This is a genomic window from Prosthecodimorpha hirschii (assembly GCF_001305515.1).
In the GTDB taxonomy this organism is placed as follows: domain Bacteria; phylum Pseudomonadota; class Alphaproteobacteria; order Rhizobiales; family Ancalomicrobiaceae; genus Prosthecodimorpha; species Prosthecodimorpha hirschii.
In genome coordinates, this window is record NZ_LJYW01000001.1 from 4,279,751 (window position 1) to 4,304,196 (window position 24,446).

At 69.7% G+C, this 24,446-nt stretch carries 24 protein-coding genes; 9 read left to right on the plus strand and 15 right to left on the minus strand.

Translation table 11 applies throughout. The features are described from left to right. Positions 1-20: 20 nt before the first annotated feature. The 3 genes from cysQ to cysN all read left to right on the plus strand — a co-directional run bounded on the left by cysQ (position 21) and on the right by cysN (position 3,968). Positions 21-869 carry a 3'(2'),5'-bisphosphate nucleotidase CysQ gene (cysQ, locus tag ABB55_RS18800; RefSeq protein WP_054360172.1) on the plus strand — a complete coding sequence of 283 codons (849 nt, stop codon included), beginning with the start codon at positions 21-23 and terminating at the stop codon, positions 867-869. Positions 870-1,119: 250 nt separating this feature from the next. Continuing rightward, on the plus strand, positions 1,120-2,028 hold the full coding sequence (cysD, locus tag ABB55_RS18805; RefSeq protein ID WP_054360173.1) for a sulfate adenylyltransferase subunit CysD: 909 nt from the start codon (positions 1,120-1,122) through the stop codon (positions 2,026-2,028). After that, positions 2,028-3,968 carry a sulfate adenylyltransferase subunit CysN gene (gene cysN, locus ABB55_RS18810; RefSeq protein ID WP_420848236.1) on the plus strand — a complete coding sequence of 647 codons (1,941 nt, stop codon included), beginning with the start codon at positions 2,028-2,030 and terminating at the stop codon, positions 3,966-3,968. The genes cysD and cysN overlap by 1 nt, the downstream gene beginning before the upstream one ends. Before the next feature lie 106 nt (positions 3,969-4,074). Here cysN and ABB55_RS18815 read toward each other — a convergent pair whose 3' ends face one another. The 6 genes from ABB55_RS18815 to ABB55_RS18840 all read right to left on the minus strand — a co-directional run bounded on the left by ABB55_RS18815 (position 4,075) and on the right by ABB55_RS18840 (position 11,300). Further along, on the minus strand, positions 4,075-5,025 hold the full coding sequence (locus ABB55_RS18815; RefSeq protein ID WP_054360174.1) for a glycosyltransferase family 2 protein: 951 nt from the start codon (positions 5,023-5,025) through the stop codon (positions 4,075-4,077). Between the two features lie 190 nt (positions 5,026-5,215). Next, positions 5,216-6,148, minus strand: coding sequence for a glycosyltransferase family 2 protein (locus ABB55_RS18820; RefSeq protein ID WP_054360175.1), 933 nt, complete (start codon positions 6,146-6,148; stop codon positions 5,216-5,218). 272 nt (positions 6,149-6,420) lie between these two features. Beyond that, entirely contained in the window at positions 6,421-7,179 is a 759-nt protein-coding gene (locus ABB55_RS18825; RefSeq protein WP_152982105.1) for a hypothetical protein, read from the minus strand. A gap of 219 nt (positions 7,180-7,398) precedes the next feature. Further along, on the minus strand, positions 7,399-9,402 hold the full coding sequence (locus tag ABB55_RS30655; protein ID WP_083463748.1) for a methyl-accepting chemotaxis protein: 2,004 nt from the start codon (positions 9,400-9,402) through the stop codon (positions 7,399-7,401). Positions 9,403-9,577: 175 nt separating this feature from the next. Then, on the minus strand, positions 9,578-10,708 hold the full coding sequence (gene aroB, locus ABB55_RS18835) for a 3-dehydroquinate synthase (protein WP_054360178.1): 1,131 nt from the start codon (positions 10,706-10,708) through the stop codon (positions 9,578-9,580). Further along, on the minus strand, positions 10,698-11,300 hold the full coding sequence (locus ABB55_RS18840; RefSeq protein ID WP_054360179.1) for a shikimate kinase: 603 nt from the start codon (positions 11,298-11,300) through the stop codon (positions 10,698-10,700). Before ABB55_RS18840 ends, aroB begins: the two co-directional genes overlap by 11 nt. Before the next feature lie 217 nt (positions 11,301-11,517). Here ABB55_RS18840 and ABB55_RS18845 point away from each other — a divergent pair, with 217 nt between their 5' ends. The 4 genes from ABB55_RS18845 to ABB55_RS18860 all read left to right on the plus strand — a co-directional run bounded on the left by ABB55_RS18845 (position 11,518) and on the right by ABB55_RS18860 (position 15,682). Next, on the plus strand, positions 11,518-11,664 hold the full coding sequence (locus tag ABB55_RS18845; RefSeq protein ID WP_054360180.1) for a hypothetical protein: 147 nt from the start codon (positions 11,518-11,520) through the stop codon (positions 11,662-11,664). A 4-nt stretch (positions 11,665-11,668) separates the two neighbouring features. Beyond that, a complete protein-coding gene (locus tag ABB55_RS18850) occupies positions 11,669-12,601 on the plus strand; it encodes a site-specific tyrosine recombinase XerD (RefSeq protein WP_276326408.1) in 933 nt (310 codons plus the stop codon). A 510-nt stretch (positions 12,602-13,111) separates the two neighbouring features. After that, positions 13,112-14,065 carry an acetyl-CoA carboxylase carboxyltransferase subunit alpha gene (locus tag ABB55_RS18855; RefSeq protein WP_054360181.1) on the plus strand — a complete coding sequence of 318 codons (954 nt, stop codon included), beginning with the start codon at positions 13,112-13,114 and terminating at the stop codon, positions 14,063-14,065. Positions 14,066-14,293: 228 nt separating this feature from the next. Beyond that, entirely contained in the window at positions 14,294-15,682 is a 1,389-nt protein-coding gene (locus ABB55_RS18860) for a L,D-transpeptidase family protein (protein ID WP_054360182.1), read from the plus strand. Between the two features lie 394 nt (positions 15,683-16,076). Here ABB55_RS18860 and ABB55_RS18865 read toward each other — a convergent pair whose 3' ends face one another. The 4 genes from ABB55_RS18865 to ABB55_RS18880 form a co-directional block, all read right to left on the minus strand. Next, a complete protein-coding gene (locus ABB55_RS18865) occupies positions 16,077-16,601 on the minus strand; it encodes a DUF1178 family protein (RefSeq protein WP_054360183.1) in 525 nt (174 codons plus the stop codon). Further along, positions 16,598-17,455, minus strand: a complete 858-nt coding sequence (locus tag ABB55_RS18870; protein WP_054360184.1) for a carbon-nitrogen hydrolase family protein — start codon at positions 17,453-17,455, stop codon at positions 16,598-16,600. Before ABB55_RS18870 ends, ABB55_RS18865 begins: the two co-directional genes overlap by 4 nt. Positions 17,456-17,536: 81 nt before the next feature. Then, positions 17,537-17,806: a glutaredoxin 3 gene (gene grxC / locus ABB55_RS18875; protein ID WP_054360185.1), complete on the minus strand. Its 270-nt coding sequence runs from the start codon at positions 17,804-17,806 to the stop codon at positions 17,537-17,539. 40 nt (positions 17,807-17,846) lie between these two features. After that, positions 17,847-18,659 (minus strand): ComF family protein, encoded by an 813-nt coding sequence (locus ABB55_RS18880; protein WP_083463750.1) that lies wholly within the window; start codon positions 18,657-18,659, stop codon positions 17,847-17,849. 135 nt (positions 18,660-18,794) lie between these two features. On the opposite strand from ABB55_RS18880, the gene ABB55_RS18885 reads away from it, so the two are divergent. Continuing rightward, complete coding sequence (locus ABB55_RS18885) at positions 18,795-19,703, plus strand: methyltransferase domain-containing protein (protein ID WP_054360186.1); 909 nt, start codon at positions 18,795-18,797, stop codon at positions 19,701-19,703. A gap of 75 nt (positions 19,704-19,778) precedes the next feature. Here ABB55_RS18885 and ABB55_RS18890 read toward each other — a convergent pair whose 3' ends face one another. From ABB55_RS18890 to argJ, 3 genes are all read right to left on the minus strand, one after another. Continuing rightward, positions 19,779-19,991, minus strand: coding sequence for a Flp family type IVb pilin (locus ABB55_RS18890; protein ID WP_054360187.1), 213 nt, complete (start codon positions 19,989-19,991; stop codon positions 19,779-19,781). An 11-nt stretch (positions 19,992-20,002) separates the two neighbouring features. Continuing rightward, complete coding sequence (mutT, locus tag ABB55_RS18895; RefSeq protein ID WP_054360188.1) at positions 20,003-20,404, minus strand: 8-oxo-dGTP diphosphatase MutT; 402 nt, start codon at positions 20,402-20,404, stop codon at positions 20,003-20,005. 68 nt (positions 20,405-20,472) lie between these two features. Continuing rightward, positions 20,473-21,705 carry a bifunctional glutamate N-acetyltransferase/amino-acid acetyltransferase ArgJ gene (gene argJ, locus ABB55_RS18900; protein WP_054360189.1) on the minus strand — a complete coding sequence of 411 codons (1,233 nt, stop codon included), beginning with the start codon at positions 21,703-21,705 and terminating at the stop codon, positions 20,473-20,475. A 193-nt stretch (positions 21,706-21,898) separates the two neighbouring features. On the opposite strand from argJ, the gene ABB55_RS29115 reads away from it, so the two are divergent. Further along, positions 21,899-22,057 (plus strand): DUF3309 domain-containing protein, encoded by a 159-nt coding sequence (locus ABB55_RS29115; RefSeq protein WP_083463751.1) that lies wholly within the window; start codon positions 21,899-21,901, stop codon positions 22,055-22,057. A gap of 29 nt (positions 22,058-22,086) precedes the next feature. On the opposite strand, the gene ABB55_RS18905 is transcribed toward ABB55_RS29115, so the two are convergent. Continuing rightward, positions 22,087-23,619: a hypothetical protein gene (locus ABB55_RS18905; protein WP_054360190.1), complete on the minus strand. Its 1,533-nt coding sequence runs from the start codon at positions 23,617-23,619 to the stop codon at positions 22,087-22,089. Continuing rightward, entirely contained in the window at positions 23,616-24,368 is a 753-nt protein-coding gene (locus tag ABB55_RS18910) for an ABC transporter ATP-binding protein (protein ID WP_054360191.1), read from the minus strand. Before ABB55_RS18910 ends, ABB55_RS18905 begins: the two co-directional genes overlap by 4 nt. Positions 24,369-24,446: the final 78 nt, after the last annotated feature.

Sequence of the window (24,446 nt, forward strand, 5' to 3'; positions counted from 1 at the left end):
TTGACCGGGGACCGAACACCATGCAGATCGACCGCGACCTCCTGGACGGACTGGCCCGCGCCGCGCTCGCCGGCGGGCGCGAGGTGCTGGCCGTCTATGCGACGGACTTCGCGGTCGACGCCAAGGGCGACGCCAGCCCGGTCACCGAGGCCGACCGGCGTGCCGAGGCGGTGATCCTGGACGAGCTGGCGCGGCTCCTGCCCGGCGTGCCGGTGGTCGCCGAGGAGGCCGCGTCGGACGGCAAGCTGCCGGCCGATCTCGGCCGCGTCTTCGTGCTGGTCGATCCGCTCGACGGCACCAAGGAATTCGTGTCCCGCAACGGCGAGTTCACGGTCAATATCGGCATCATCGAGGACGGCGTGCCGGTGGCGGGCGCGGTCCTGGTGCCGGCCCAGGGCCGGCTCTATGTCGGCGGCCGCGGCCACGGCGCCTTCACGGCGCCGGTCGAGGACGGCGTTGCCGGCGCCTGGACGCCGATCCGGGTGCGCACGGCCGGCGCCGACGGGCTCGCCGTGATGGCCAGCCGCTCCCATGCCGGGCCGGAGACCGAGGCCCTGCTGGCGCGCCTCGCCGTGGCGAGCCGCATCTCGGCCGGCTCGTCGCTGAAATTCTGCCGCATCGCCGAAGGCGCGGCGGATTTCTATCCCCGGCTCGGCCGGACGATGGAATGGGACACGGCGGCCAGCGACGCGGTGCTGCGTGCGGCCGGCGGCTCGGTCGTGACGCTGGACGGCCGGCCGCTCGCCTATGGCAAGCGGCTGCAGGCCCACGACACGGACTTCGCCAATCCGTGGTTCATGGCCTGCGGAGAAATCGACATCCCGACCGTGGTCGCCGCGGCGGCGGGACCGGTCGCGGCCGGCGGATGACCATTCCAAATGTCGGCGGTCCGGCATCGCCGGCATGCTCGCAATCGGCCGCCGCGCGCAATCGGACGCCCGTCGAAGCCCGGCTTCGACGGTCCTTGCGACGAAGGGCCGAAGCATAGCATTTCAGCCGCGCTTGCCGGGCGTCCTGATTCCGCCTAAATGCGGTGGCTTCCACGGGGGACCGCGCCAAGAGGCGCATGAGCGGACCGCCGATCCCTCCGCACGCTCTGCCGACCAGAGGACTTTCGCCTTGTCCATCGACCGCACCACGCATCTGAGGCGCCTCGAAGCGGAATCGATCCGCATCATCCGCGAGGTCGCCGCCGAGTTCCGCAATCCGGTCATGCTCTATTCGATCGGCAAGGACTCGTCCGTGATGCTGCATCTGGCGATGAAGGCCTTCTATCCTTCGAAGCCGCCGTTTCCGCTGATGCATATCGACACGACCTGGAAGTTCCGGGACATGATCCTGTTCCGCGACGAGACCGCCCGGCGGCTCGGCCTGGATCTGATTGTGCACTCCAATATGGACGGCATCGCGCAGGGCGTGACGCCGTTCAGCCATGGGTCGTCCTACTACACCCATGTGATGAAGACCGAGGCGCTCAAGGCGGCGCTGACCAAGTACGGCTTCGACGCGGCCTTCGGCGGCGCGCGGCGCGACGAGGAGAAGAGCCGCGCCAAGGAGCGCGTCTTCTCGTTCCGCACCGCGACCCACACCTGGGACCCGAAGAACCAGCGCCCGGAACTGTGGCAGCTCTATAACGGCCGCGTCGCCAAGGGCGAATCGATCCGCGCCTTCCCGCTGTCGAACTGGACCGAGCTCGACATCTGGCAATACATCATGGCCGAGAACATCCCGATCGTGCCGCTCTACTACGCGGCCGAGCGGCCGACCGTCGAGCGCGACGGCCAGATCCTGATGCTCGACGACGAGCGCTTCCCGGTCGCGGCCGGCGAGACCGTCGAGACCCGTCTGATCCGGTTCCGCACGCTCGGCTGCTATCCGCTGACCAGCGCCTTCGAGTCCGAAGCCACCACGCTGCCCGAGATCGTCCGCGAGATGCTGATCGCCCGCACCTCGGAGCGGTCCGGCCGTCTGATCGACCACGACGACGCGGCCTCGATGGAAAAGAAGAAGCGCGAGGGATATTTCTGATGAACACGTCCGCGTCCCCCGCCGCCATGGCCACGCCCTCGGTCGCCTCGCCGGTCGAGAGCCCGGAGGCCTTCGCCGAATATCTCGCCGCCCAGGAAAAGAAGAGCCTGCTGCGCTTCCTCACCTGCGGCTCGGTCGACGACGGCAAGTCGACCCTGATCGGTCGCCTGCTCTACGACACCAAGCTGGTCTTCGAGGACCATCTGCTGGCGCTCGAGAAGGACAGCCGCAAGCACGGCACGACCGGCGAGGAGATCGACCTCGCGCTGCTGCTCGACGGCCTGGAGGCCGAGCGCGAGCAGGGCATCACGATCGATGTCGCCTACCGCTTCTTCACCACCGAGCGGCGCAAGTTCATCGTCGCCGATACGCCCGGCCACGAGCAGTATACCCGCAACATGGCGACCGGGGCCTCGACCTCGGACGTGGCCGTGCTGCTGGTCGACGCCCGCCACGGCATCGTCACCCAGACGCGCCGGCATTCCTTCATCGTCTCGCTGCTCGGCATCCGCCACGTCATCGTGGCGGTCAACAAGATCGACCTGGTCGGCTACGACGAGAAGATCTTCACCCAGATCCGGCAGGCCTATCAGGCCTTCGCCGGCGGCTTCGGCTTCAAGACGCTGACCGCGATCCCGATCTCCGCCCGCTACGGCGACAACGTCACGGCCCGCTCCGAGCGCATGCCCTGGTACAAGGGCCCGACGCTCCTGGAGCATCTGGAGACGGTCGATGTCGAGGAGGACCGCGCCAGCCGGCCGTTCCGCATGGCCGTGCAGTGGGTCAACCGCCCGAATCTCGACTTCCGCGGCTACTCCGGCACCATCGCGTCGGGCCGCGTCGCGCCGGGCGATACGCTCGTCGTCGCCAAGTCGGGCAAGGCCAGCAAGGTCAAGCGCATCGTCACCTATGACGGCGACCTGGACCAGGCCGCGGCCGGCGATGCCGTCACCGTCACGCTCGAGGACGAGATCGACATCAGCCGCGGCGACCTGCTCGCCGCCGCCAACGATCGTCCGGAGGTCGCCGACCAGTTCGCCGCGCATCTGATCTGGATGCATGACGAGCCGCTGTTCCCGGGCCGGTCCTATCTCCTGAAATGCGGCGCCAAGACCGTCACCGCCTCGGTCACCGATCTGAAGCACAAGATCGACGTGAACACCTTCGAGCATCTCGCCGCGAAGGAATTGCGTCTCAACGAGGTGACCTTCTGCAATCTGTCGCTGTCCGAGCCGATCGCCTTCGACAGCTACGACTCCAACCGCGAGACCGGCGCCTTCATCCTGATCGACCGCTTCACCAATGCGACGGTCGGGGCCGGCATGATCTCCTACGGCCTGCGCCGCGCCACCAATGTCCATTGGCAGGCGATCGACGTGTCCAAGGAGAGCCACGCCGCGCTGAAGGCCCAGAAGCCTGCCGTACTCTGGTTCACCGGCCTGTCGGGTTCGGGCAAGTCGACCATCGCCAACATCGTCGAGAAGAAGCTGCACGCCATGGGGCGGCACACCTTCATCCTCGACGGCGACAATGTCCGCCACGGCCTCAACCGGGACCTGGGCTTCACCGAGGCCGACCGCGTCGAGAACATCCGCCGCGTCGGCGAGGTGGCCAAGCTGTTCGTCGATGCCGGCCTGATCGTGCTGGTCTCGTTCATCTCGCCGTTCCGCGCCGAGCGGCGCATGGCGCGCGATCTGGTCGGTCCGGGCGAGTTCATCGAGGTCTATGTCGATACCCCGATCGAGGATTGCGAGGCGCGCGACGTGAAGGGCCTCTATGCCAAGGCGCGGGCCGGCAAGCTGAAGAACTTCACCGGCATCGACAGCCCCTACGAGGCGCCGGAAAGCCCGGAAATCCGGCTCGACACCACCGCCGGCACGGCCGAGGAGATGGCCGACCGGCTGATCGAGAGCCTGCGCGAGCGCGGCATGATCGCCTGACCGGCGGCAGTCGTCCGATGAATGCGGGAAGGCCGGGTCGGCGACGATCCGGCCTTTCTCATGCCGGCATGCGGACCGGGCCGGTCGGTGTCGCCGGCCGATCGCGTCAGGCCGGATTCGGATCCTGCCGGACGGCGCCGGCCGGGCGGTTGCGGCGGAGCCGCCTCAGGGCGTGGGCGATCCGGTTGATCCGTCCCGCCAGGCCGGTGCGGCCTTCGAGCAGGCGGACCGAATCCGCGAAGCGCGCCGGCATGCGCGCGATCGGCCCGATGAATTTGAGATCCTTCGGATGGCGCCGCATGTGTCCGATCTCGGCCTGGAAATCGGCTTCTGCGGCCGCGCGATCGAACAGGGCCTGATCCGACGGGAACAGCATGTTGAGGTATCGGTCGCGGTCGAAGGTGAACTGGACCGAATGCTTCTTGTCGATCGCGTTCTGGCTCATCTTGAGCGCATTCAGCCGGGCATTGCGACGCCGGGCGATGGTTTCGTCGACCGCACGCAGATGGATCATGAAGAGGTCGTCCGTCTGATGGCGCGGCCGGTCGCATTCGTGAAACCCGACCGACCAGACGATCGGCACGCTGGTCACCGCCGGTTTGCAATAATGCGCCCAGAACTGGACATAGGCGCGTTGCCGGAACAGCGGCTTGCCCGGCTGCAGCGGCGCTTCGGTCGCGCGGTTCTGGACGACGTTCAGGCCGACCGTATTGAAGGTCGGCACGCCGGGATTCCTGCGCAGATAGTCCCTGAGGCCGGAATAGCGGGCCGGGTCGGCGACGATCAGTTCGTCCGCGTCCGACATCACGACCCAGTCATAGGAGCTGAGCAGGAAATGCTGCAGCTGGGTCATGAAGCGGGCGCGCCGGGTCTCGTCGAATTCGTCCAGCGGCATGGTGATGACCTGGACGCGCCGGTCGAGCCAGCGCGGCCGCGGGTCCGCCCCATGGGTGACCACGAAGAGGTTGCGGAAACCGACCTGACGGCCGTGATGTTCGACCCAGAAAGGCAGAAACTCCGGCTCGTTGAAAGTATTGGTAATCGCGGCGATCCGCATGCCTCGGTCTTTCCATCCTGACGGGAGACTGACGACTACCGCATACGTGGTCGCGATCGAATCTTCCAGCGGTTCCGATGCCCGGCCGTCGGTGATGCAACCGTCCGTGGGGCAGGCGCCCTTGCCGGGAGGCGGCCGGGCTGGCAGCTCGCGGATCGGCCATCGATCGCGTCGGCGCGAGAGACGACCTTCAGGCCCGCGCGGCCGGCTTTCGGCTGGCGCGCAGGAATTCCAGCCGTTCGGCAAGGCGATCGAACAGCCCGGCCGGGCGGGCACGGCCGCCGGCCGGGCGGATGCTGTCGGCGAAGCGGGCCGGCATGCGGACGATCGGGCCGGCGAAGGCTGTGGGGCGCGGATGGGCCCGGACCTGGGCGAGTTCCGCGCGGAAATCCGGCTCCGGGGCCGCGCCGTCGAAAAGGCCCGGCGCGTCGGGAAAGAGCGCCGCCAGATAGGCGTCGGGGCTCGACCGGAAATGGGCCGAGCGCTTGTGCCGGATGTCGCTGGCGCTCATCGTCAGGGCGTTGCGGCGGGCGATGCGGCGGCGGGCGACGGTCTCGTCGGCACCGCACAGATGGATCATGAACAGATCGTCGGTCAGATGCCGCGGCGCATCGCTGTCATGGAAGCCCTGCTTCCAGACGATCGGCACGCGGGTCACGGCCGGCTTGCAGAAGGGGGAGGCGAAGCGGACGAAGGCGCGCTGGTGAAACAGCGGACGCATCGGATCGAGCGGCGCCTCGCGCGCGCAGTCCTGCACGACATTCAGCCCGACGGTGGTGAAGGTCGGCGTCGCGCGGTTGCGGTCGAGATAGTCGCCGATATCCGCGTAGCGGGCCGGGTCAGCCACGATCAGCTCGTCGGCATCGGCCATGATCACCCAGTCGTAGCCGCTGAGCAGGAAATGCTGCAGCTGGCTCATGAACCGCGCCCGCCGGGTCTCGTCGAAGTCGTCGGCCGGCACGTCGATCACCTGCACGCGCGCATCGATGTCGCGATCGCGCGGCGTCCGGCCATGGGTCACCACGAAGAGATTCGGCAACCCGATCTGATGCCCGTAATGCGTCACCCAATAGGGCAGATATTCCGGCTCGTTGAACGCGTGGGTGATCGCCGCAATGCGCATGCCGTGATCCGCAATCCTCTGGACGTGGCGTCGTCGCCGCCGCGGCGAGCGAACGGGCGATCGCCCGACAAAGGTACGCCGCTTCATCGCGCCGACCCGGTTGGAGCGGCGCCCCGCGCCATCGCCGGCATTCGGCGGAACTCTCAGCCGGCCGCGCCGATTTTCCGCGTCGTTCCTGTGGGTCCGCCGAGACGACAAAAATGCCTCGGGACGCTCGATCCCTGTCTCATTCGGCAGCGGTCGGTACCAGGGGCTTCTTGCGCGTGTAGCGTTTAGGCTTCCCTTCCACGATCTGCTTGGCCTTCTCGATCATCGCTCGCGTCTGCTGCTCTCGCGAGAGCGTCTCGGACGCGGTCAAGGGACGGACCTTTGCCAAGAAAGAGCCTTGCCTCCCGCTCTGTGAGGCATTCGATGCCATGTCCGAGACCCTCCCTCAGAAAGGCGTCCAACGCGCCGCCATATTCGCGCTCAAGCCCGACCCGCGTCGCGTCCGAAATCGCCAGCGGCACGTCGCTGCCGCCGCTCGCCGCCAGCGCGGTGGCACAGACGACACGACCGCCGTTCAACTCCAGGAACGATATCATATCGGCGATCGTTCCACCAACCGTGCAGACGTCGTCGGCGACGATGAAGTCGGAGTTCTCAGGCACTCTGCCGTAGAATGTGCTTGGATTGACCAGTCGCTCCCAACCGTTCGACAGATCTCGTTTGCGTCTGTCGGCCAGGTATATGTCGCCATGGAAATGCAGGTCCAACTGTGCGGCGAGCCAGACTGCGTAGGTCGGGGCCAAGGCGTTATTCGAGAAATGCTCATCTTTGGCGGGTGAGACGACATGGGTCTCTTCCCTGAGGATCGAATCGGCGATCTTGTCGAGCGTCGCTTCGGCGGCCAGATTTTCGATCAGTCGATGGGCCGCCTCGGCATCTCCGCGGAGCTTGGCGGCGCGGTAGTCGGGATGGGTTTTGAGGTCCTCGGCATAGGCGCAATGCACGAAGACCGGCGGCAGGCGTCGACGCCAGGGAATCCGCACGGCGGCCTCCTCGCATCTGCCGTTGTTGCTGCCTTTGCAATCTTGGCGTGCCGCGCCCGCGAAAAGTCAAGCCCTGCCGCGTGCCAAGCCTACCCGCCGGAGGCGTCCGGGCCGCCAACCGATTGAGGCTATGATCACACCAATCCGACATTCGCCGGATGCGAATGTCGGATTTTGCCGCCTGGGAATGCGGACGGCGGGACCCTGCGGGACCTTGCCTCAGGCCGCCCGGATGCGGCTGGTGAAGCCGTCGACCTCGCCGCGCAGGCGTTCGGCCTGACGGGCCAGTTCGGACGAGGCGTCGAGCACCTGGGCGGCGGCCGTGCCGGTTTCCCGGGCCGCCTTGCCGACGCCGGCGATATTGCCCGAAACCGTCGCCGTGCCGTGCGAGGCCTGCTGCACGTTGCGGGCGATCTCGGCGGTGGCGGCGCTCTGCTCCTCGACCGACGCCGCGATCGCTCCGGCGATGCGGTTCAGGGTCGAGATCGTCTCGCCGACCCCGCGGATCGCCTCGACCGAGGCGCCCGTCGCCGTCTGGATATCGGCGATCTGGGTCGAGATCTCGGCGGTCGCCTTGGCGGTCTGTTCGGCCAGCGCCTTGACCTCCGAGGCGACCACCGCGAAGCCACGCCCGGCCTCGCCGGCCCGTGCCGCCTCGATGGTCGCGTTCAGGGCGAGCAGGTTGGTCTGGCCGGCGATGTTGGTGATCATGCCGACGATGTCGCCGATCTTCTGGGCGGCGGCGGCCAGGCGCCGGACCTTCTCGTTGGCGCTCTCGGTGTCGCCCACGGCGCGCCGGGACATGTCGCTCGACTGCTCGACCTGGCGGGCGATCTCGCTGACGGAGGCGGCGAGCTCCTCCGCGGCGGCGGCCACCGTCTCGACATTGGTCGAGGCCTCCTCGGACGCCGAGGACACGGCGACCGACTGGCGGCTGGTCTGGTCGGCCGCGGTGGTCAGGGTCGCGGCGGTCGACTGCATCTGCGCCGCGGCGCTGGCGACCGAATTGACGATGCTGCCGACCGATTGCTGGAAGCTGTCGGCCAGCTCCGCCAGCAGGCGCCGCTTGTCGGCCTCCGCGCTGGCCTTGGCCTCGTCCTGTTCGCGCTCCATGCGCTGCTTGTCGAGGGCGTTGGCCTGGAACACCGCCACGGCTTCGGCCATCCGCCCGATCTCGTCCTTGCGGCCGCGCCCGAAGATGGCGATGCCGAGACGACCGGAAGCGAGCTCGTTCATCGAGCCGGCGATCGCCAGGATCGCGCCGGCGATCGAGCGGCTCATGAGCACCGCGATCAGGGCGGCGATGGCGGCGAAGGCGGCGCCGACCGCGAAGGTCCAGACCTTGGCCGACGCCATGCCGGCTTCCGCCGCGCGGCCGATGTCGTTCTGGCGGGAGACCACATCGGCGACGACCGCCTCGTAGTCCTTCAGCACCTGGGGGCCGAGGCGGTCGAGCCGGGTCTCGCGGATGGCGCGCATCTCGGCGACCTTCTCGGCGAAGGCATCGAGCTTGGCCGTCAGCGCGTCGATCTGATCGGCGACTTCCGGCATCAGGTCGCGGACGTCGTCGGCCTTGGCGACGATCTTCAGGTTGCTGATGACGCGCGTCACCTCGTTCAGGCGGATCTGCGCCTCCTTCATGTCGGCGGCCGCCTCGGATGTGGCGAAGCGTTCGGCATGGGTGCGGGCCATCAGCAGTTCCTGCTGGCCTTTCGCCGCCAGGCCGAGCGCGAACACATCCTCGTCGCGGATGCCGGCCGCCATGACGCGGGCGAGATTCTCGCGCGCCTTGTCGCCGATCTCGTAGACGTCCTGCTGCAGGGTGCGGAAGGCGCCATGCGCCGTCCGGTAGCTCTCGAAGGCGGCGCGATAGTCCTGGACCCGGCCGGCCGCGACCGAGAGCCGGTCGGCCATCTCGCTGCCCTTGAACAGGGCCTGCAGGTCGGCGTCCCGGGCGGCGATCGTGCGCGCGGCCTCGGCAACCTGCGTGGCGGCGCTTTCCGCGCCGGTCGCACGATACTGCATCACGGCGAGGCCGATGCTGTTCAAGGCGTCGGAGGCCTGATGCACCGCCAGCGTCTGGTCGGCCGTGCGGCGGAAGGCGCCGAAGGAGTCGGTTGCCGCCGTCAATCCCATATGGCCGACCGCACCGACGCCGACGAGCGCCAGAACCGCCAGTCCGAAGCCGCCGAAGAGCTTCGCCCGTAGTGTCAATGCGACCATTCCGTTCACCCCGCCCCGCAACCGACCGCGGAAAAATGTCAGTCCATATCGATTTTGCTCAGTGTTGGCGGGGCGGGCTTAAAGTCGGATTAAGGACACGCGACAGCGCGCCCGGCGGAGCGCGAAACGGTGCGGGATGGGGGGACTTCGCGCGGAGCGGGCGGGTGGCTGGCGCTCAGATCTGCTCGGCCAGGAAGGCGCGGACCACGTCGGGGGCGACGTCGTCGGCAATGAAGGCCTGGCCGACGCCGCGGGTCAGGATGAAGGTCAGCCGGCCGCGCTTGACCTTCTTGTCCTGGAAGATCGCGGCCATCAGGTCGTCGGCCGTGCCGACGCCGCCGGGAACCTGGCGCGGCGAGACCGGCAGGCCGATCGCCTCCAGATGGGCGCGTGCGCGGGCCGCATCGTCCGGCGAGCACAGATTCATGCGCACCGAGAAGTCGTGCGCCAGCACCATGCCGATCGAGACCGCCTCGCCATGCACCAGCCGGCTGCCGTCATAGCCGGTGATGGCCTCCAGCGCATGGCCGAAGGTGTGGCCGAGATTGAGCAGCGCGCGCGGGCCGGTCTCCTTCTCGTCGATCCTGACGACATGCGCCTTGGCCCGGCAGCTCGTGGCGACGGCCTGGATCCGGGCCGGGCCGCCGGCGAAGACCTCCTGCCAGTGCGTTTCGAGCCAGCCGAAGAAGGCCGGATCGTCGATCAGGCCGTATTTGGCGACCTCCGCATAGCCGGCGCGGAAATCGCGCGGGGCCAGCGTGTCGAGGGCGCCGGTGTCGGCGAGCACCAGGCTCGGCTGGTGGAAGACGCCGACCAGGTTCTTGCCGTGCCGGGTGTTGATGCCGGTCTTGCCGCCGACGGAACTGTCGACCTGGGCGAGCAGCGTCGTCGGGACCTGCACGAAGCGCATGCCGCGCCGGACCACGCCGGCGACGAAGCCGACCAGATCGCCGACCACGCCGCCGCCGAGCGCGATCAGCAGATCGCCGCGCTCCAGGCGGGCCGACAGCACGCCGTCGATCACATCGCCGAACACCTCGAAGCTCTTCGAGGCCTCGCCGGGCGTGATCACGATCGACGAATAGGCGAGGCCGGCATCGGTCAGGCTCGCCGCCAGCGGTTCCAGGTGATGGCCGGCGACGGTCTCGTCGGTGACGATGGCGTAGCGGGCGCCCGGAAACCGGCGCGCCAGTTCCGGACCCGCCCCGGCGATCAGCCCCGGCCCGATCAGAATGTCGTAGCCGCGCTCGCCGAGTTCGACGGCGACGGTCTCGGCAGCGGCAAGGCGGGCGGGTTCAGCAGACATCGGGGTCCTCTCGGGCGTCGAGGCGCTGCTCGATCGCGGCGATGATCTCTTCGGCGACGAGGTCGTGGGAGACGTCGCGGGAATGCACGGCGATATCGGCGAGCGCATAGACCGGATAGCGGTCGCGCATCAGGCGGCGCAGCGTCTCGTCCGGGTCGGTGGTGTCGAGCAGGGGGCGGTTGGCCTTGCGCCGGACCCGGCCGGCCAGGACCTCGAAATCGGCCTTCAGCCAGATCGACAGCCCGGCTTCGGCGACCGAGGCGCGGGTGTCGGCATTCATCCAGGCGCCGCCGCCGGTGGCCAGCACCTGCGGACCCTCGCCGAGCAGGCGGCGGATGACGCGTCTTTCGCCGTCGCGGAAATAGGGCTCGCCATGCTCCGCGAAGATCTCCGGGATCGTCTTCGCAGCGGCCCGCTCGATCTCCACGTCGGCATCGACGAAGGGCAGGCCGAGACGCTGGGCGAGGCGGCGGCCGACGGTCGTCTTGCCGGCGCCCATCATGCCGACCAGCACGATCGAACGCCGCCCGAGCCGCCCGACGATCCGCCGGGCTCTCTCTTCGTCGCTGCTGCGCTTCGCTTCGGCCTGCATCGCCCTCGCCGGGCCTCCCCAGCCCAAAGCCTATCCGGTCGGACGCTTTGAGACCATGGCGGCGCCCGCGTCAAGGCAGTCGAGCGTCGATGTCGGCACCGGCCGCCTTGCGCTGCGCTGCCGCATCGGACAGAAAAGAGGCAGCGGCCGATTCGATACGGCCGTGGCCCGAAGCCCTCCGCCCGACCGCCACCCGACAGGAGGCCCGGCGCCCGTCATGCCCAGCCTCATCAAGTTTCTCGTGGTGCTCCTGGTTCTCGGCATCGTGTCCTTTGCCGGGATGTACTATCTCGCCAACTATGTCGAGCCGAAGCCGCGCGAAATCACCATCCGGGTCCCGTCCGACCGCTTCCGGGAACAATAGTCCCGTGGCTGCGCGCGGCCGCCATCACGTCGAGACCTTTCTGGAAATGATGGCGGTGGAGCGCGGCGCCGCGAAGAACACGCTCGACTCCTACCGGCGCGACCTGGACGATTTTTCCGGCTTCCTCGGCGCGCGCGGTCTCGGCATCCAGGCCGCCGCCAGCGACGACATCCGCGACTATCTGGCCGATCTCGCCGGCCGCGGCTTCACCGCGTCGACCCAGCGCCGGCGCCTGTCCGCGATCCGCCAGTTCCAGAAATTTCTCTATGCCGAAGGCGTGCGCCCGACCGATCCGACCGGCCCGGTCGACGGACCGCGCCGCGGCCGGCCGTTGCCGAAGACCCTGTCGCGCGCGGCGGTCGACGACCTGCTCGGCGCCGTGGCGGCGGATTGCGAAAGGCCCGACCTGTCGCCGGCCGCCCGGCTCCGGGCGCTTCGGCTCCATGCCCTGATCGAGATCGCCTATGCGACCGGTCTGCGCGTCAGCGAGTTGATCGGCCTGCCGGCCTCGGCGGCGCGCGGCGACCTGCCCGTCGTGGTGGTGCGCGGCAAGGGCGGCAAGGAACGCATGGTGCCGATCGGCGGCCAGGCCCGCGAGGCCATGCGCCGGTACCAGGAGGCCGTGCGCGCCACCGGCCGGGCCGGCACCGGGCGCTGGCTGTTCCCGTCCTGGAGCGAGGAGGGGCACGTCACCCGGCAGGCCTTCGGGCGCGATCTGAAGGCCGCGGCCGCGCGGGCCGGCCTGCCGCCGTCGGCAATCTCCCCGCATGTCCTGCGCCATGCCTTCGCCAGCCACATCCTGGAGAACGGCGCCGACCTGCGCGTGCTGCAGGAACTGCTCGGCCACGCCGATATTTCCACGACCCAGATCTATACCCACGTCCTGGAAGAGCGCCTGAAGCAACTGGTCGGCACCCATCACCCGCTTGCCGGGTGAGGCATGCGGGGCGAGCGCCCGGACTTGGGTCCGCGCGCGCAACGTGCTAGTATCCGGAGTGGAAGGCGGGCTTTCGCCCGCCCTCCTTGTTATCGTTGGAATTGGACTCGGAGGAGGATTTGCCAGCCACTCCGAGTCCTTTTCACTTCGATCATGAATCCTTGCAGTTGCCACCGCATGGAATCATCTCCGGATTGCGGGCGAGACCATCGCCCTGGTCTCGGCGGCCCATTCCCCGGGATGCGCCCTGGCCGGCGCCGCGGCTTCCGCCCGCAATGGCGACAAGAGTAGACCGGTCACCGGCATCTGCAACTTTTTCGCGAAGTCGCAACCGGTCATGGTCCCGGCGCGACCTGCCTTGACATCGCCGCAGACCCGTGGCCTGTCTCCGGCCTCGCGGGCGGCCTGCGGGCCGTCCCAGCCGATCGCGCCGCGTCCCTCCGAACAGCGTTCCGCCGGGCCGGGCCCCAGGCCCAAGTCCCCGGAACAAGCCGACCGAGCCAATCCTTCATGCGCAGCTATCTCGAATTCGAAAAGCCCGTCGCCGATCTCGAAGGGCAGATTCAGGAACTGCGTGTCCTGGCGGAGCGCGGCGAAGCGGTCGACGTGACGGAGGAGATCGGGCGGCTCGAGACCAAGGCCAGCCAGGCGCTGCAGGAGATCTACCAGAAGCTGACGCCCTGGCAGAAGACGCAGATCGCCCGGCATCCGGACCGTCCGCATTTCGTCGATTATGTGGCGCGCCTGATCGAGGACTTCACGCCGCTCTCCGGCGATCGGAAATTTGCCGAGGACGCGGCCATTCTCGGCGGTTTCGGGCGGTTTCGCGGCCAGTCGGTCGCCGTCATCGGGCACGAGAAGGGATCGGACACGGCGAGCCGCATCCGCCACAATTTCGGCATGGCTCGACCCGAGGGCTACCGCAAGGCCGTGCGGCTGATGGAACTGGCCGACCGCTTCGACGTGCCGGTGATCAGCCTGGTCGACACGGCCGGCGCCTATCCGGGCATCGGCGCGGAAGAGCGCGGCCAGGCCGAGGCGATCGCGCGCTCGACCGAGGCCTGTCTGAATATCGGCGTGCCCAATGTGGCGCTGATCATCGGCGAAGGCGGCTCGGGCGGCGCCATCGCGATCGCCACCGCCAACCGCGTGCTGATGCTCGAGCATGCCATCTACAGCGTGATCTCGCCGGAAGGCGCCGCCTCGATCCTGTGGCGCGACCCGGCCCGCGCCCAGGATGCGGCGACCAACATGAAGATCACCGCGCAGGACCTGATCCGGTTCAAGGTCATCGACGGGGTCATCCCGGAGCCGCTCGGCGGCGCGCACCGCGCGCCGGAGGCGGTGATCGATGCCGCCGGGGCGGCGATCGCCGAGGCTTTCGCCGGCATGGCGGGTCTGTCGCGGGAGGAGGTCCGCCGTCAGCGGCGCGAAAAGTTCCTGGCCATCGGCCGCGTGCTGTGATCCCGAAGCCGCCGCAAATGGGCGGCAATCCGGTTGCAAACGGTTTTGCTGCCGTGCGAATCTTGGGCTAGTGTCGGACGGCGACGTGCGGGTGTCCGCGACCGTTAACAAGCCGTCAACGAAACGGTCGCTAGTCTATCGATCGGTCCCGCGGCAGCGTGGGGCGAGGGTGTTTCGGTCCGGCCGACGCAGGCTCGCGGCCGGAACCGCGTTTTGGGTGGTACTCGGATGGTCTTCAAGCCGGCTCTTCGCCTCCTCGCCATCTCGGCGGTCGCCTTCGGGCTCGCCGCCTGCCAGGAAGAGCATGGACTGATCGAGCAGAACGGCAAGTCGATACGGCCGTTGCGTCAGGACATGATCGAACTGATGGCCGAGAAGGGCATGCGCAAGGAGGACCCGATCCTCGTGCGCATCTTCAAGCAGGATTCGGTGCTCGAAGTCTGGAAGCGCGACAAGACCGGCCGCTACGCCCTGCTCAAGGATTACAAGATCTGCGCCTGGGGCGGCACCATCGGGCCGAAGATCCGGCAGGGCGACAAGCAGTCGCCGGAGGGTTTCTACACGGTCACGCCCAGCCGTATGAATCCCAATTCGCAATACTACCTGTCCTATGACGTCGGCTTCCCGAACGCCTTCGACCGCGCCTATGGCCGGACCGGCGACGCGATCATGGTGCATGGCGCCTGCTCGTCGGCGGGCTGCTTCGCCATGACGGATGCCCAGGTCGAGGAAATCTATGCGCTGGCCCGCGAGGCCTTCGCCGGCGGCCAGCCGTCCTTCCAGGTCCAGTCCTTTCCGTTCCGCATGACCGCCCAGAACATGGCGCGCAACCGGAACAATCCGAACATGCCGTTCTGGCGCAACCTGAAGGAAGGTTACGACCACTTCGAGGTGACCAAGGTCGAGCCCAAGGTCGATGTCTGCGAGAAGCGCTACGTCTTCAATGCGCAGCCGAAGGACCCGGCCATGTCGACCTTCAACGCGGTCGGCGCCTGCCCGGTCTACGAGGTGCCCTCGCATATCGCGACGCTGGTCGCCGCCAAGTCCAAGGCGGACGAGGCCGAGCGCTCCACCGTCATTGCCGCGCTCGACGAGAAGGAGCGCAAGGCGACCCAGGAGGAACTCGATCGGCGCCTCGAGGAATCCAAGCCGAAGCGCGAGGGCGGCAGCCTGATGGCGTCGATCTTCCGCAGCGGTCAGGGCGAGGCGTCGCCGGCAACGACCGGTTCCGCCGGGGCGGCCCGGACCCCGATCGCCGTGCCGATCCCGCGGGCGGCCCCGGGCCGGATTCCTTCGCAGCCCGCGCAGCCGGTGGAGGTCGCCAAGGCCGACCAGGGCGTCGGATCGTGGTTCGGCTTCGCCTCGAAATCCGACAGCGAGACGACCGGCACCGCGAAGGCCGGATCGGTCGCCACCGCCGCAGCCGCGCCCGCCAGCACCGCCGTGGTGATGCCGGCCGCGCCGCCGCGGCCCGCGGTTGCGCCCGCGCCCGCGCCCGTTCCGGTCGGCAGCAAGCCGGCCGCCGTCGTGGCCCCGGCCCCTGCACCGGTCGCCGCCGTGGCGGCCCCGAAGCCGGAGCGGTCCATCTGGCAGCGGCTCAATCCGTTCGGCGGATGAGCGCTATTCCGACACGGCGCGGATCTGCGCGCCGTGGTCCGTGTGCCGCCGTCAGTGCGCGGCTGCCGCCCGCTATCCTCCGGCAGTCCGGCATGTCAGGCGAGGCAGTCCAGCCTGATGCGCTGACCCCTCGTCGCTGTCGCTGTCGCCGCGGTCCCGGATGCCGGCACGGTGCGACGTCGGGACGAACGCGCGGCATCACCGATGCCGCCATTACTGATGCAGGACATGTCGGTGCGATCGCGCCGCTTCGCGGCGCCCTGCGGGCGATGACGGCTGCCGATCCGCAGGGATGACGGCTGCCGATCTCCAGCACGGCCGGGCCTTCCCGCGGACCCGTTCGAACGGTCCGGGCGACGCAGCGGTTCTGACGGCTCTGACGGGTTCGGGCCGCTCAGTTGCGATCGTCGGGCAGGATCGGCAGGGCATGCACGTCGATGCCCTCCTCGATCAGCGCCTCGGCCTCCTCGGCGCTGGCCTCGCCATAGATGCCGCGCTGTTCGCTCTCGCCGTAATGGATGCGGCGGGCCTCTTCCGCGAAGTCGGTGCCGACATAGTCGGCCGTCTCAAGCACCTTGGCGCGGATTTCCTTCAGCGCGGCGAGCAGGACCGCCTGGGCTGGATGCGGCGCGACCAGCGCCGGCGGGGCCGCGGCGGGGGGCGGTACGGGCGCTGGCGCGGCGGCGGGCGCGGATTCGCTGCCGGTCCCCGTTCCGGCTCCCGTCTCTGCCGCCGGCACGGCGGCGCGGCCGCGCGCGGGCTGGACATTCGGCGCCATCAGGGCGCGCGCGACCTGGGTCGAGCCGCAGACCGGGCAGGAGACGTGGCCGGCGGCGGCCTGGGCCTCGAAATCCGACGAGGACCGGAACCAGCCTTCGAATTCGTGCTCCGTCGGGCAGATCAGCGCGTAATGGATCATGGGGCGGCCTTGAGCTCGACGGGCGATGCCGGTGCGGCCGTGAAGGGGCGGTCGTGCTGGAGCGCAGGGATGCGCCCGCGCGCCTCGGCGACGCGGCCGAGATCGATATCGGCGATCGCGATGCCGGGGCCATCGGCCGCCTCGGCGACGATCCGGCCCCAGGGGTCGATGATCAGGCTGTGGCCATAGGTCGAGCGGCCGTTCTCGTGCAGGCCGCTCTGCGCGGCCGCAAACACCCAGGCTCCGTTCTCGATCGCCCGGGCGCGCAGCAGGACATGCCAATGCGCTTCGCCGGTCTGCTGCGTGAAGGCGGCGGGGACGCTCAGGATGTCGGCGCCGGCCTCGCGGGCGAGCGCCCTGAACAGCTGCGGGAAGCGCAGGTCGTAGCAGATGGCGAGGCCGAGCCGGCCCCACGGCAGGTCGACCGTGACGGATTCCGCGCCCGGGCGGATGCGGTTGCTCTCGCGGTAGCTCTCGCCGCCGACTAGGTCGACGTCGAAGAGATGGATCTTGTCGTAGCGCGCCGCGACCGAACCGTCGGGGGCGATCACGAAGGCGCGGTTGGCGGCCTTGGCCTCGGCCACCTTGATGGCCAGCGAGCCGATATGCAGCCAGATGCCCAATTCGGCGGCGACGGCGCGGAGCCGCGCCAGGGTCGGGTCGGACGCCTCGTCGGTCAGTGCCGCGAACAGGCGGTCGCCGTTATGTTCCATGATGTTGGTGTTTTCCGGCGTCTGCACATAGTGCGCACCGGCCGCAGCCGCCTCGCGCACCAGCGCTTCGACGGCCGCGATATTGGCCTCGACCGAGCGGGAGGCCGTGGTCTGGACGAGCGCGGCGCGGAATTGGGTCATGGCTCTCACCGGGAGATGCCGGCCGTTGCGGCCGGCCGGTCGGGTTGATAGGCCGGGTCGGCCGCAGCGGATCCGGAAAGGCTAGCCCTGCGCCCCGGCGGACGCCAGCAGCGGATCGAGGCGGCCGGCGCGATCGAGGGCATGCAGGTCGTCGCAGCCGCCGACATGGGTCGTGCCGACGAAGATCTGCGGGAAGGTGGTCCGGCCCGACCGGTCCATCATCTCCCGGCGCAGATCTGGCGATCCGGTCGCGTCCTTCTCTTCGTAGGCGATGCCCTTGCGGTCGAGCAGCGCCTTGGCGGCGCTGCAATAGCCGCAGAATTCACGCGTGTAGATGACGACGGCTGCCATGGTGCGGATCCGGGTGGAGGGCCGGTGTGACCGATCTCCGTCATATATGCAAGGTTCCGGCCGCGGCAACCCGCGCGAAGGTGATCACGTCGACCCCGGCCGCGCCGCCGCGCTTCAGCGCGCGCGTGGCGGCCTTGACGGTGGCGCCGGTGGTCAGCACGTCGTCGACGAGGAGGATGTGCATCCCGGCGACGCGCGCCTTGGCGGCCGGCGGCACCCGGAAGGCGCCGGCGACATTCTCGGCGCGCTCGCGCGGATTGAGCCCGACCTGGCGATCGGTCGCCTTGATGCGGGCGAGTGCGAGCGGGTCGACCGGCAGACCGCATTGGCGCCCGAGTTCGGCGGCGATCAGCTGCGACTGGTTGAACTTGCGCGTCAGCAGCCGGCTCGGATGCAGCGGCACCGGCACGATCAGGCCCGCGCGGGGGAAGAGGTCGGTCCCGGCCCGCGCCGTCAGGCGCCCGATCAGGCGGCCGAGCTCGGTGCGGTCCTGGTATTTCAGCCGGTGGACCAATTCGGCCGCCATTCCCTCGTAGAGCACGGCCGCGCGGGCCTTGTCGAAGGGCGGCGGATCGGCGATCGCCTCGGCCGAGAGCGCGCCGGGGCCGAGGTCGTAGCCGAACGGAATGCCGAGCCGCTCGCAATAGGGCCGCTCGATCAGGCGCAGGTCGGCCCAGCAGCCGGCACACAGGCTGTGCGGCTCGGCGACCGGAATGCGGCACTGGCTGCACACCGGCGGCAGCACGAAATCGAGCCCGCGCCGGAAGAGCCGAGCCGCCCCGGCGACAAGGCCGGACCCGCCGCCCGCGTGGGCACGGTCGAACAGACGGCGGATCGGCGTGTGCGGGTCCATGGTGCAACCATAGCGCTGAAGCGCCCGCGCGCCCAGCGTGCCGGCATCCCTCGGCGGCCGGGGACTGGCTGGTCGGCTTTGACCTTCGCGCGCGGCCGGCCCATATAGCCGCCAACCGCAAGGGCCGAGGCCAGCATGACCGTACCGCCGATCTTCGACCGCACGCTGCTCGCCCGCCGGCGCGGCCGTGCGCTTCGCGAGGCCCGGCCGGGCGCCGATTTCCTGATGGCCCGCGTGGTCGAGGATCTCGCCGACCGGCTGGCGACGGTGAGCCGACACTTTCCCGTCGCCGTCGCGCTCGGCGATCCGACCGGTCGGACGGCCGCGATGTTGCGGGCCTCCGGCAAGGTCGGCCACGTCGTGGAGGCCCTGCCGCCGGCCGATCCGGCGCCGGCGGGCCGGGGCGACCTGATCGCCGACGAAGCCCTGCTGCCGTTTCGCGACGCTGCGCTCGACCTCGTCGTGGCGCCGCTTTCGCTGCACTGGCTGGACGATCTGCCCGGCGCGCTCGTCCAGATCCGGCGGGCCTTGAGGCCGGACGGGCTGCTGCTCGCGGCCCTGCCGGGCGGAGACACGCTGTCGGAACTGCGCCGCAGCCTGATCGCCGCCGAGGCCGAGACGGCCGGCGGCGCGAGCCCGCGCGTCGCGCCCTTCGTCGACATCCGCGATCTCGGCGGCCTTCTGCAACGGGCAGGCTTCGCGCTGCCGGTCACGGATGTCGACCGGATGACCGTGCGCTATGACGACATGTTCGCGCTGATGATCGACCTGCGCGCCATGGGGGCGACCAGCATCCTGGCCGAACGCAGCCGCAAGCCGGCCGGTCGCGGCCTGTTCCTGCGCGCCGCCGCGCTCTATGCCGAGCGCCATGCCGATCCCGACGGGCGCATCCGGGCGACCTTCGAGATCGTGTCCGCATCGGGCTGGGCGCCGCACGAGAGCCAGCAGAAGCCGGCCCGGCGCGGTTCGGCGACCGTCAGGCTCGCCGATGCGCTTGGAACGGTCGAGCGGTCCGGCGGCGAGACGGCGGACGGGGGCGAGTGAACGGGCGGTGTGAACGGGGGCGGGTGATCGGGGTTTGGCGACGGCCGGCGCGCCTCTGGGCCGGCGCGCGGCGCTTCAGCTCGATTTCACATTCGAGCGGATCAGGCCGCTGACCCAGTCCCACTGGGCGGCGAGCTGCTCGCCGAAGCCGGTGATGCCGGCGATGATGACGATGACCACGAGACTGGCGATCAGGCCGTACTCGATCGACGTCGCGCCGAACTCGTCGGTGCGGAGAGCCGAGAGACGGCTGCGCACGAAGGTCACGACGGTCGAAGCTGCGGTCATCGCGGGGTCCGTCAGATCAGGTCGACGAGGTGCGGGATCAGCGGTTCATCGGCCGGCGGCATGGGATAGTCCCGGAGGTCGCGGGGCCGGACCCATTTCAGGGCCTGTCCCTCGCGCGCCACGACCGTTCCCGACCAGCGCCGACACACCCATAGTGGCATCAGCAAGTGAAAATTGGGATAAACATGGCTGGCAAAGGTCAGGGGTGCGAGACACTCGCTCTTAACCTCGATGCCCAGCTCTTCCTCGAGTTCGCGGATCAGGGCCGCCTCGGGGCTTTCCCCCGGCTCGACCTTGCCGCCGGGGAATTCCCACAGTCCTTCCATGGACTTGCCGGGCGGCCGCCGCGCCAGGAGGATCCGGCCGTCCGGATCGATCAGGGCCACGGCGGCTACGAGCACGAGTTTCGTCATGATCTGGCGCATCCTCTACGCGCAAATGTGCTTAACGGGATGGATACGCTGTTTCGAAACAATTCGTATCAACTGCGATAGTCGCCGTTGATGGCGACATATTCCTTGGTCAGGTCGCAGGTGTAGGTCGTGTCGCGTCCCTCGCCGAGGCCGAGCGCGATGCGGATGCGGATATGGTCGCCCTGCATGTGGGCGCTGGCGGCGGCCTCCGAATAGTCCGGATCGCGCGCGCCGTCGACGGCGACGCGGGTCTCGCCGAACCAGATCGCCAGCCGGTCGCGGTCGGCCGGCTCGCCGGCCTTGCCGACCGCCATGACGATGCGGCCCCAGTTGGCGTCCTCGCCGGCGACGGCGGTCTTGACCAGCGGCGAATTGGCGACCGACATCGCGATGCGCCGCGCCGAGGCCTTCGAGACGGCGCCCTCGACGGTCACTTCGACGAACTTGCGCGCGCCCTCGCCGTCGCGGGCGACCTGCCGGGCGAGATCGAGCGTGACCGCGTCGAGCGCGGCCCGGAAGGCGCCGAGACGCGGGTCGGCCGGATCGTCGATGCGCGGCGCGCCGGACTTGCCGGTCGCGAACAGGAGCAGTGTGTCCGAGGTCGAGGTGTCGCCGTCGACCGTGACCGCATTGAAGCTGTCGACCACGGCGGCGGAGAGCAGACCCTGCAGGACCGGGGCGGCGATCGCCGCATCGGTGAAGACGAAGGACAGCATGGTCGCCATGTCGGGGGCGATCATGCCGGCGCCCTTGGCGATGCCGCACAGCACCACCTCGGTGTCGCCGATCCGCGCCTTGGCGGTCGCCACCTTCGGGAAGGTGTCGGTGGTCATGATCGCCTTGGCGGCCTCGATCCAGGGGCCGTCGGCGAGACGGGCGGCGGCTTCGGGCAGCACGGCGACGATCTTGGCCGCGTCGAGCGGTTCGCCGATCACGCCCGTGGAGGCGAGGAAGATCTCGGCCGGATCGCAGCCGACGAAGGCGCCGGCCCCGGCGGCGGTCGCCTCGACGGTGGCGACGCCCTTGGCGCCCGTGAAGGCGTTGGCGTTGCCGGAATTGACCAAAACCGCACGGGCGCGGCCCTGCGCCAGGCTGCGCCGGCACCAGTCGACCGGGGCGGAGGGGCATTTCGAGGTGGTGAAGACGCCGGCCACCTCGGTGCCCTCGTCGAGCGCGACCAGGAGCACGTCGGTACGCCCCTTGTACTTGATCCCCGCGGCGGCGGTCGCGAAGCGGACCCCCGGCACCGCCGGCATGTCCGGCACGGTCTTCGGGGCGAGCGGCGAAACGGCATGGGCCATGGCAGGATCCTCGATGGTCGGCGCCCCGGTTTAGCGGCCGATCGGGGCTGGCTCAAGCGACAGTTCCGTGGCGCCCGGGACGAGAACCATGCGCGGCCGGCGGCGGACTGTGATCACAAGCGCGGGAACCACTTGCGATCCGCCGGGTTACCTCAAGCGACGCCGCAACCGGCACATCGCAAGGGAGATTCTCATGACACTCGGCACCATTCTGATCGTGATCCTGGTCCTGATGCTGATCGGCGCCATCCCGAGCTGGCCGCACAGCCGCGCCTGGGGCTACGGACCGTCCGGCGTGCTCGGCACGGTCCTGGTCGTTATTCTGATCCTGGTCCTGATCGGGCGCATATAAGCGCCGCCCGCAGACCCGCGCGGCGGCGCTCAGCCGTCGCGCGCCGGGCTTGCCAGCCAGGCGGCCGCGACCACCGCCAGGGCGAGCCCCGCGGGGATCGCGGCGAGCCAGGTGCCCGCCGCCGCCAGGGCGGCACCGCCCGCCCAGGCGATCGACGAGAAGGCCTCGGCGAAGGTGGAGAAGCGCGACGCCGTCTGCCGGCGCCGGAACTGGCTGCGCCGCGCGCGCGTCCGGAACAGAAGCTGGATGGCGATCGCCGACAGGGCGGCGGCGGCGGCGAAAGCCGCCATCATCGTCGCCTCGAAGGGCGAGGAGACCGCCATCGCGGCCGAGAAGGGCAACAGCACGACCGAGATGGCGGCGATGACCGCGCCGGCCTTGGCGCGGGTCGCGGTCGCGGCCGGCACCGGGGCAGTCGCGACCAGGTCGGGCGCGTCCTCGCCCGAGATGGTCAGCCAGGCGAGGCCGCCGGCGAGCTGGCCGGCCGCCATCACCAGCACCGGCACCAGCACGACGAGCGCGCCGGTGCGGTCGCCGAAATTGCGCCAGAGCAGGAAGGCCGGCGGCAGCAGGTAGAGAAGCTGCATCAAGGTCTGCGACAGGAGCCAGGGATCGCGCGCCACCAGCCGCCATTCCTTGCGCCGGAGCGCGGCGGCGGGCGAAGACGGGCCGCGAAAGGCGGCGCCGCGCGCGGCTGGGGCGGCAGGATCGGCCGATCCGGCGGTGGTCAGCGCCAGCGCGCCGAACCGTCCGGCAAAGGCGAGGATCGCGCCGACGAGGACGAGCGCGCCGAGCCCGAGCGTGGCGGCGAGCGGTCCGGTTTCGCCGGCGGCAGCGCGCGCCGGCCAGTAGAGGAGGCTCGTCTCCGCCGGCATCGCCCGGGTCACCGCCGGCGAGGCCAGGAAGGACGTCCGGTCGAGATGGCCGAAGGACAGGATCGAGCCGACCTGGACGCCGATCACGAAGGCCGCGCCGGTCACCGCGGCCAGCACCTGCGCGGCGAAGCGGGTCCGGCGCGGGCCGATCAGCCGGATCAACCCGACCGTCACCGTCACCGCAAGACCGGTCGCGACCGCGCCGCCGGCGGCCATCACCGGATAGGCGGCGAGCCAGCCCGGACGGTCGAACACGGCCAGGATATTGACGAAAGGCCCGGCCAGCAGGGCCGTCATGGCGCCGGTCGCCAGCGCCACGGAGCCGATGCGCACGGCGAAGAGGCGTCCGGCGGCGGCCGGCGACGACAGGATCAGGTCGAGATCGCCGCGCGCATAGAAGGCGCGAGTGACCGATTCCAGCGCCTGCGACAGCATCAGCGCGAAGGCTGCCGCACCGAGGCCGGTGGCGACGACCAGCGTGGTGCGGTCGAGGACCAGCGGCAGGCGCCCGCCGGCGACCAGGATCGCGTAGGCGATCAGGTGCAGGAAGGCGGCGAAGCCGGCCAGCGCCGCGTAGACCAGACGGCGGCGCGTCGGCCGGCCGGCGGTCATCATGCCGACGAAATCGCGCCAGGCGAGACGCATCTCGTGGTGCGCGAACCAGGCCAGGGTGCCGGGGCGCGTCACGCGGCCCGATCCTGACCGGCAACCAGATCGAGGAAGATCTCCTCCAGGCTGGCATGCAGGGCCCCGGAGGCGGCGCGCAGTTCGGCGAGCGTTCCCTCCGCGATCAGCCGGCCGGCAGCGATGACGCCGATCCGCTCGGCCATGCGCTCGGCCACTTCCAGGATATGGGTGGTCATGATGATGGTCGCGCCCGCGCCGACCCGCTCGGCTAGCACGGACTTGACCTGCCGGGCTGAGCCGGCGTCGAGCCCGGTCAGCGGCTCGTCGAGGATGATCAGGCGCGGCTCGTGGATCAGCGCCCCGGCCAGCGCCACCTTCTGGCGCATGCCCTTGGAGAAGCCCTCGCAGCGCTGATGCGCCTGGGGCCCAAGGCCGAGCCAGTCGATCAGGTCGGCCGCACGCGCGGCGGCGACCGGACCCGGCAGGCTCCACAGCCCGGCGACGAATTCCAGATACTCGACCGGGGTCAGCTTGTCGTAGACCAGCGGTTCGTCGGAGACCCAGGCGGTGATGCGCTTGGCGCCGATCGGATCGCGGCGCGCATCGATGCCGAAGATCTCGATCGAGCCGGCATCCGGCGGCAGCAGTCCCGCCACCATGCGCAGCGAGGTCGTCTTGCCGGCGCCGTTGGGGCCGAGCAGGGCGTAGAACTCGCCCGCCCGGATCTCCAGATCCAGTCCGGCCACGGCCGGGCGTCCGAAGCTCTTGGCAAGACCGCGGACGCGGAGGGCAGGCGGGTCGGTCGGCATGGCGTCGCGCTCCGGCGGCCGGGCCGGATCGGCTCGGGTCGGGCGCGACGCTAGGCCGTTCCGGTTAGGGCGGGGTTA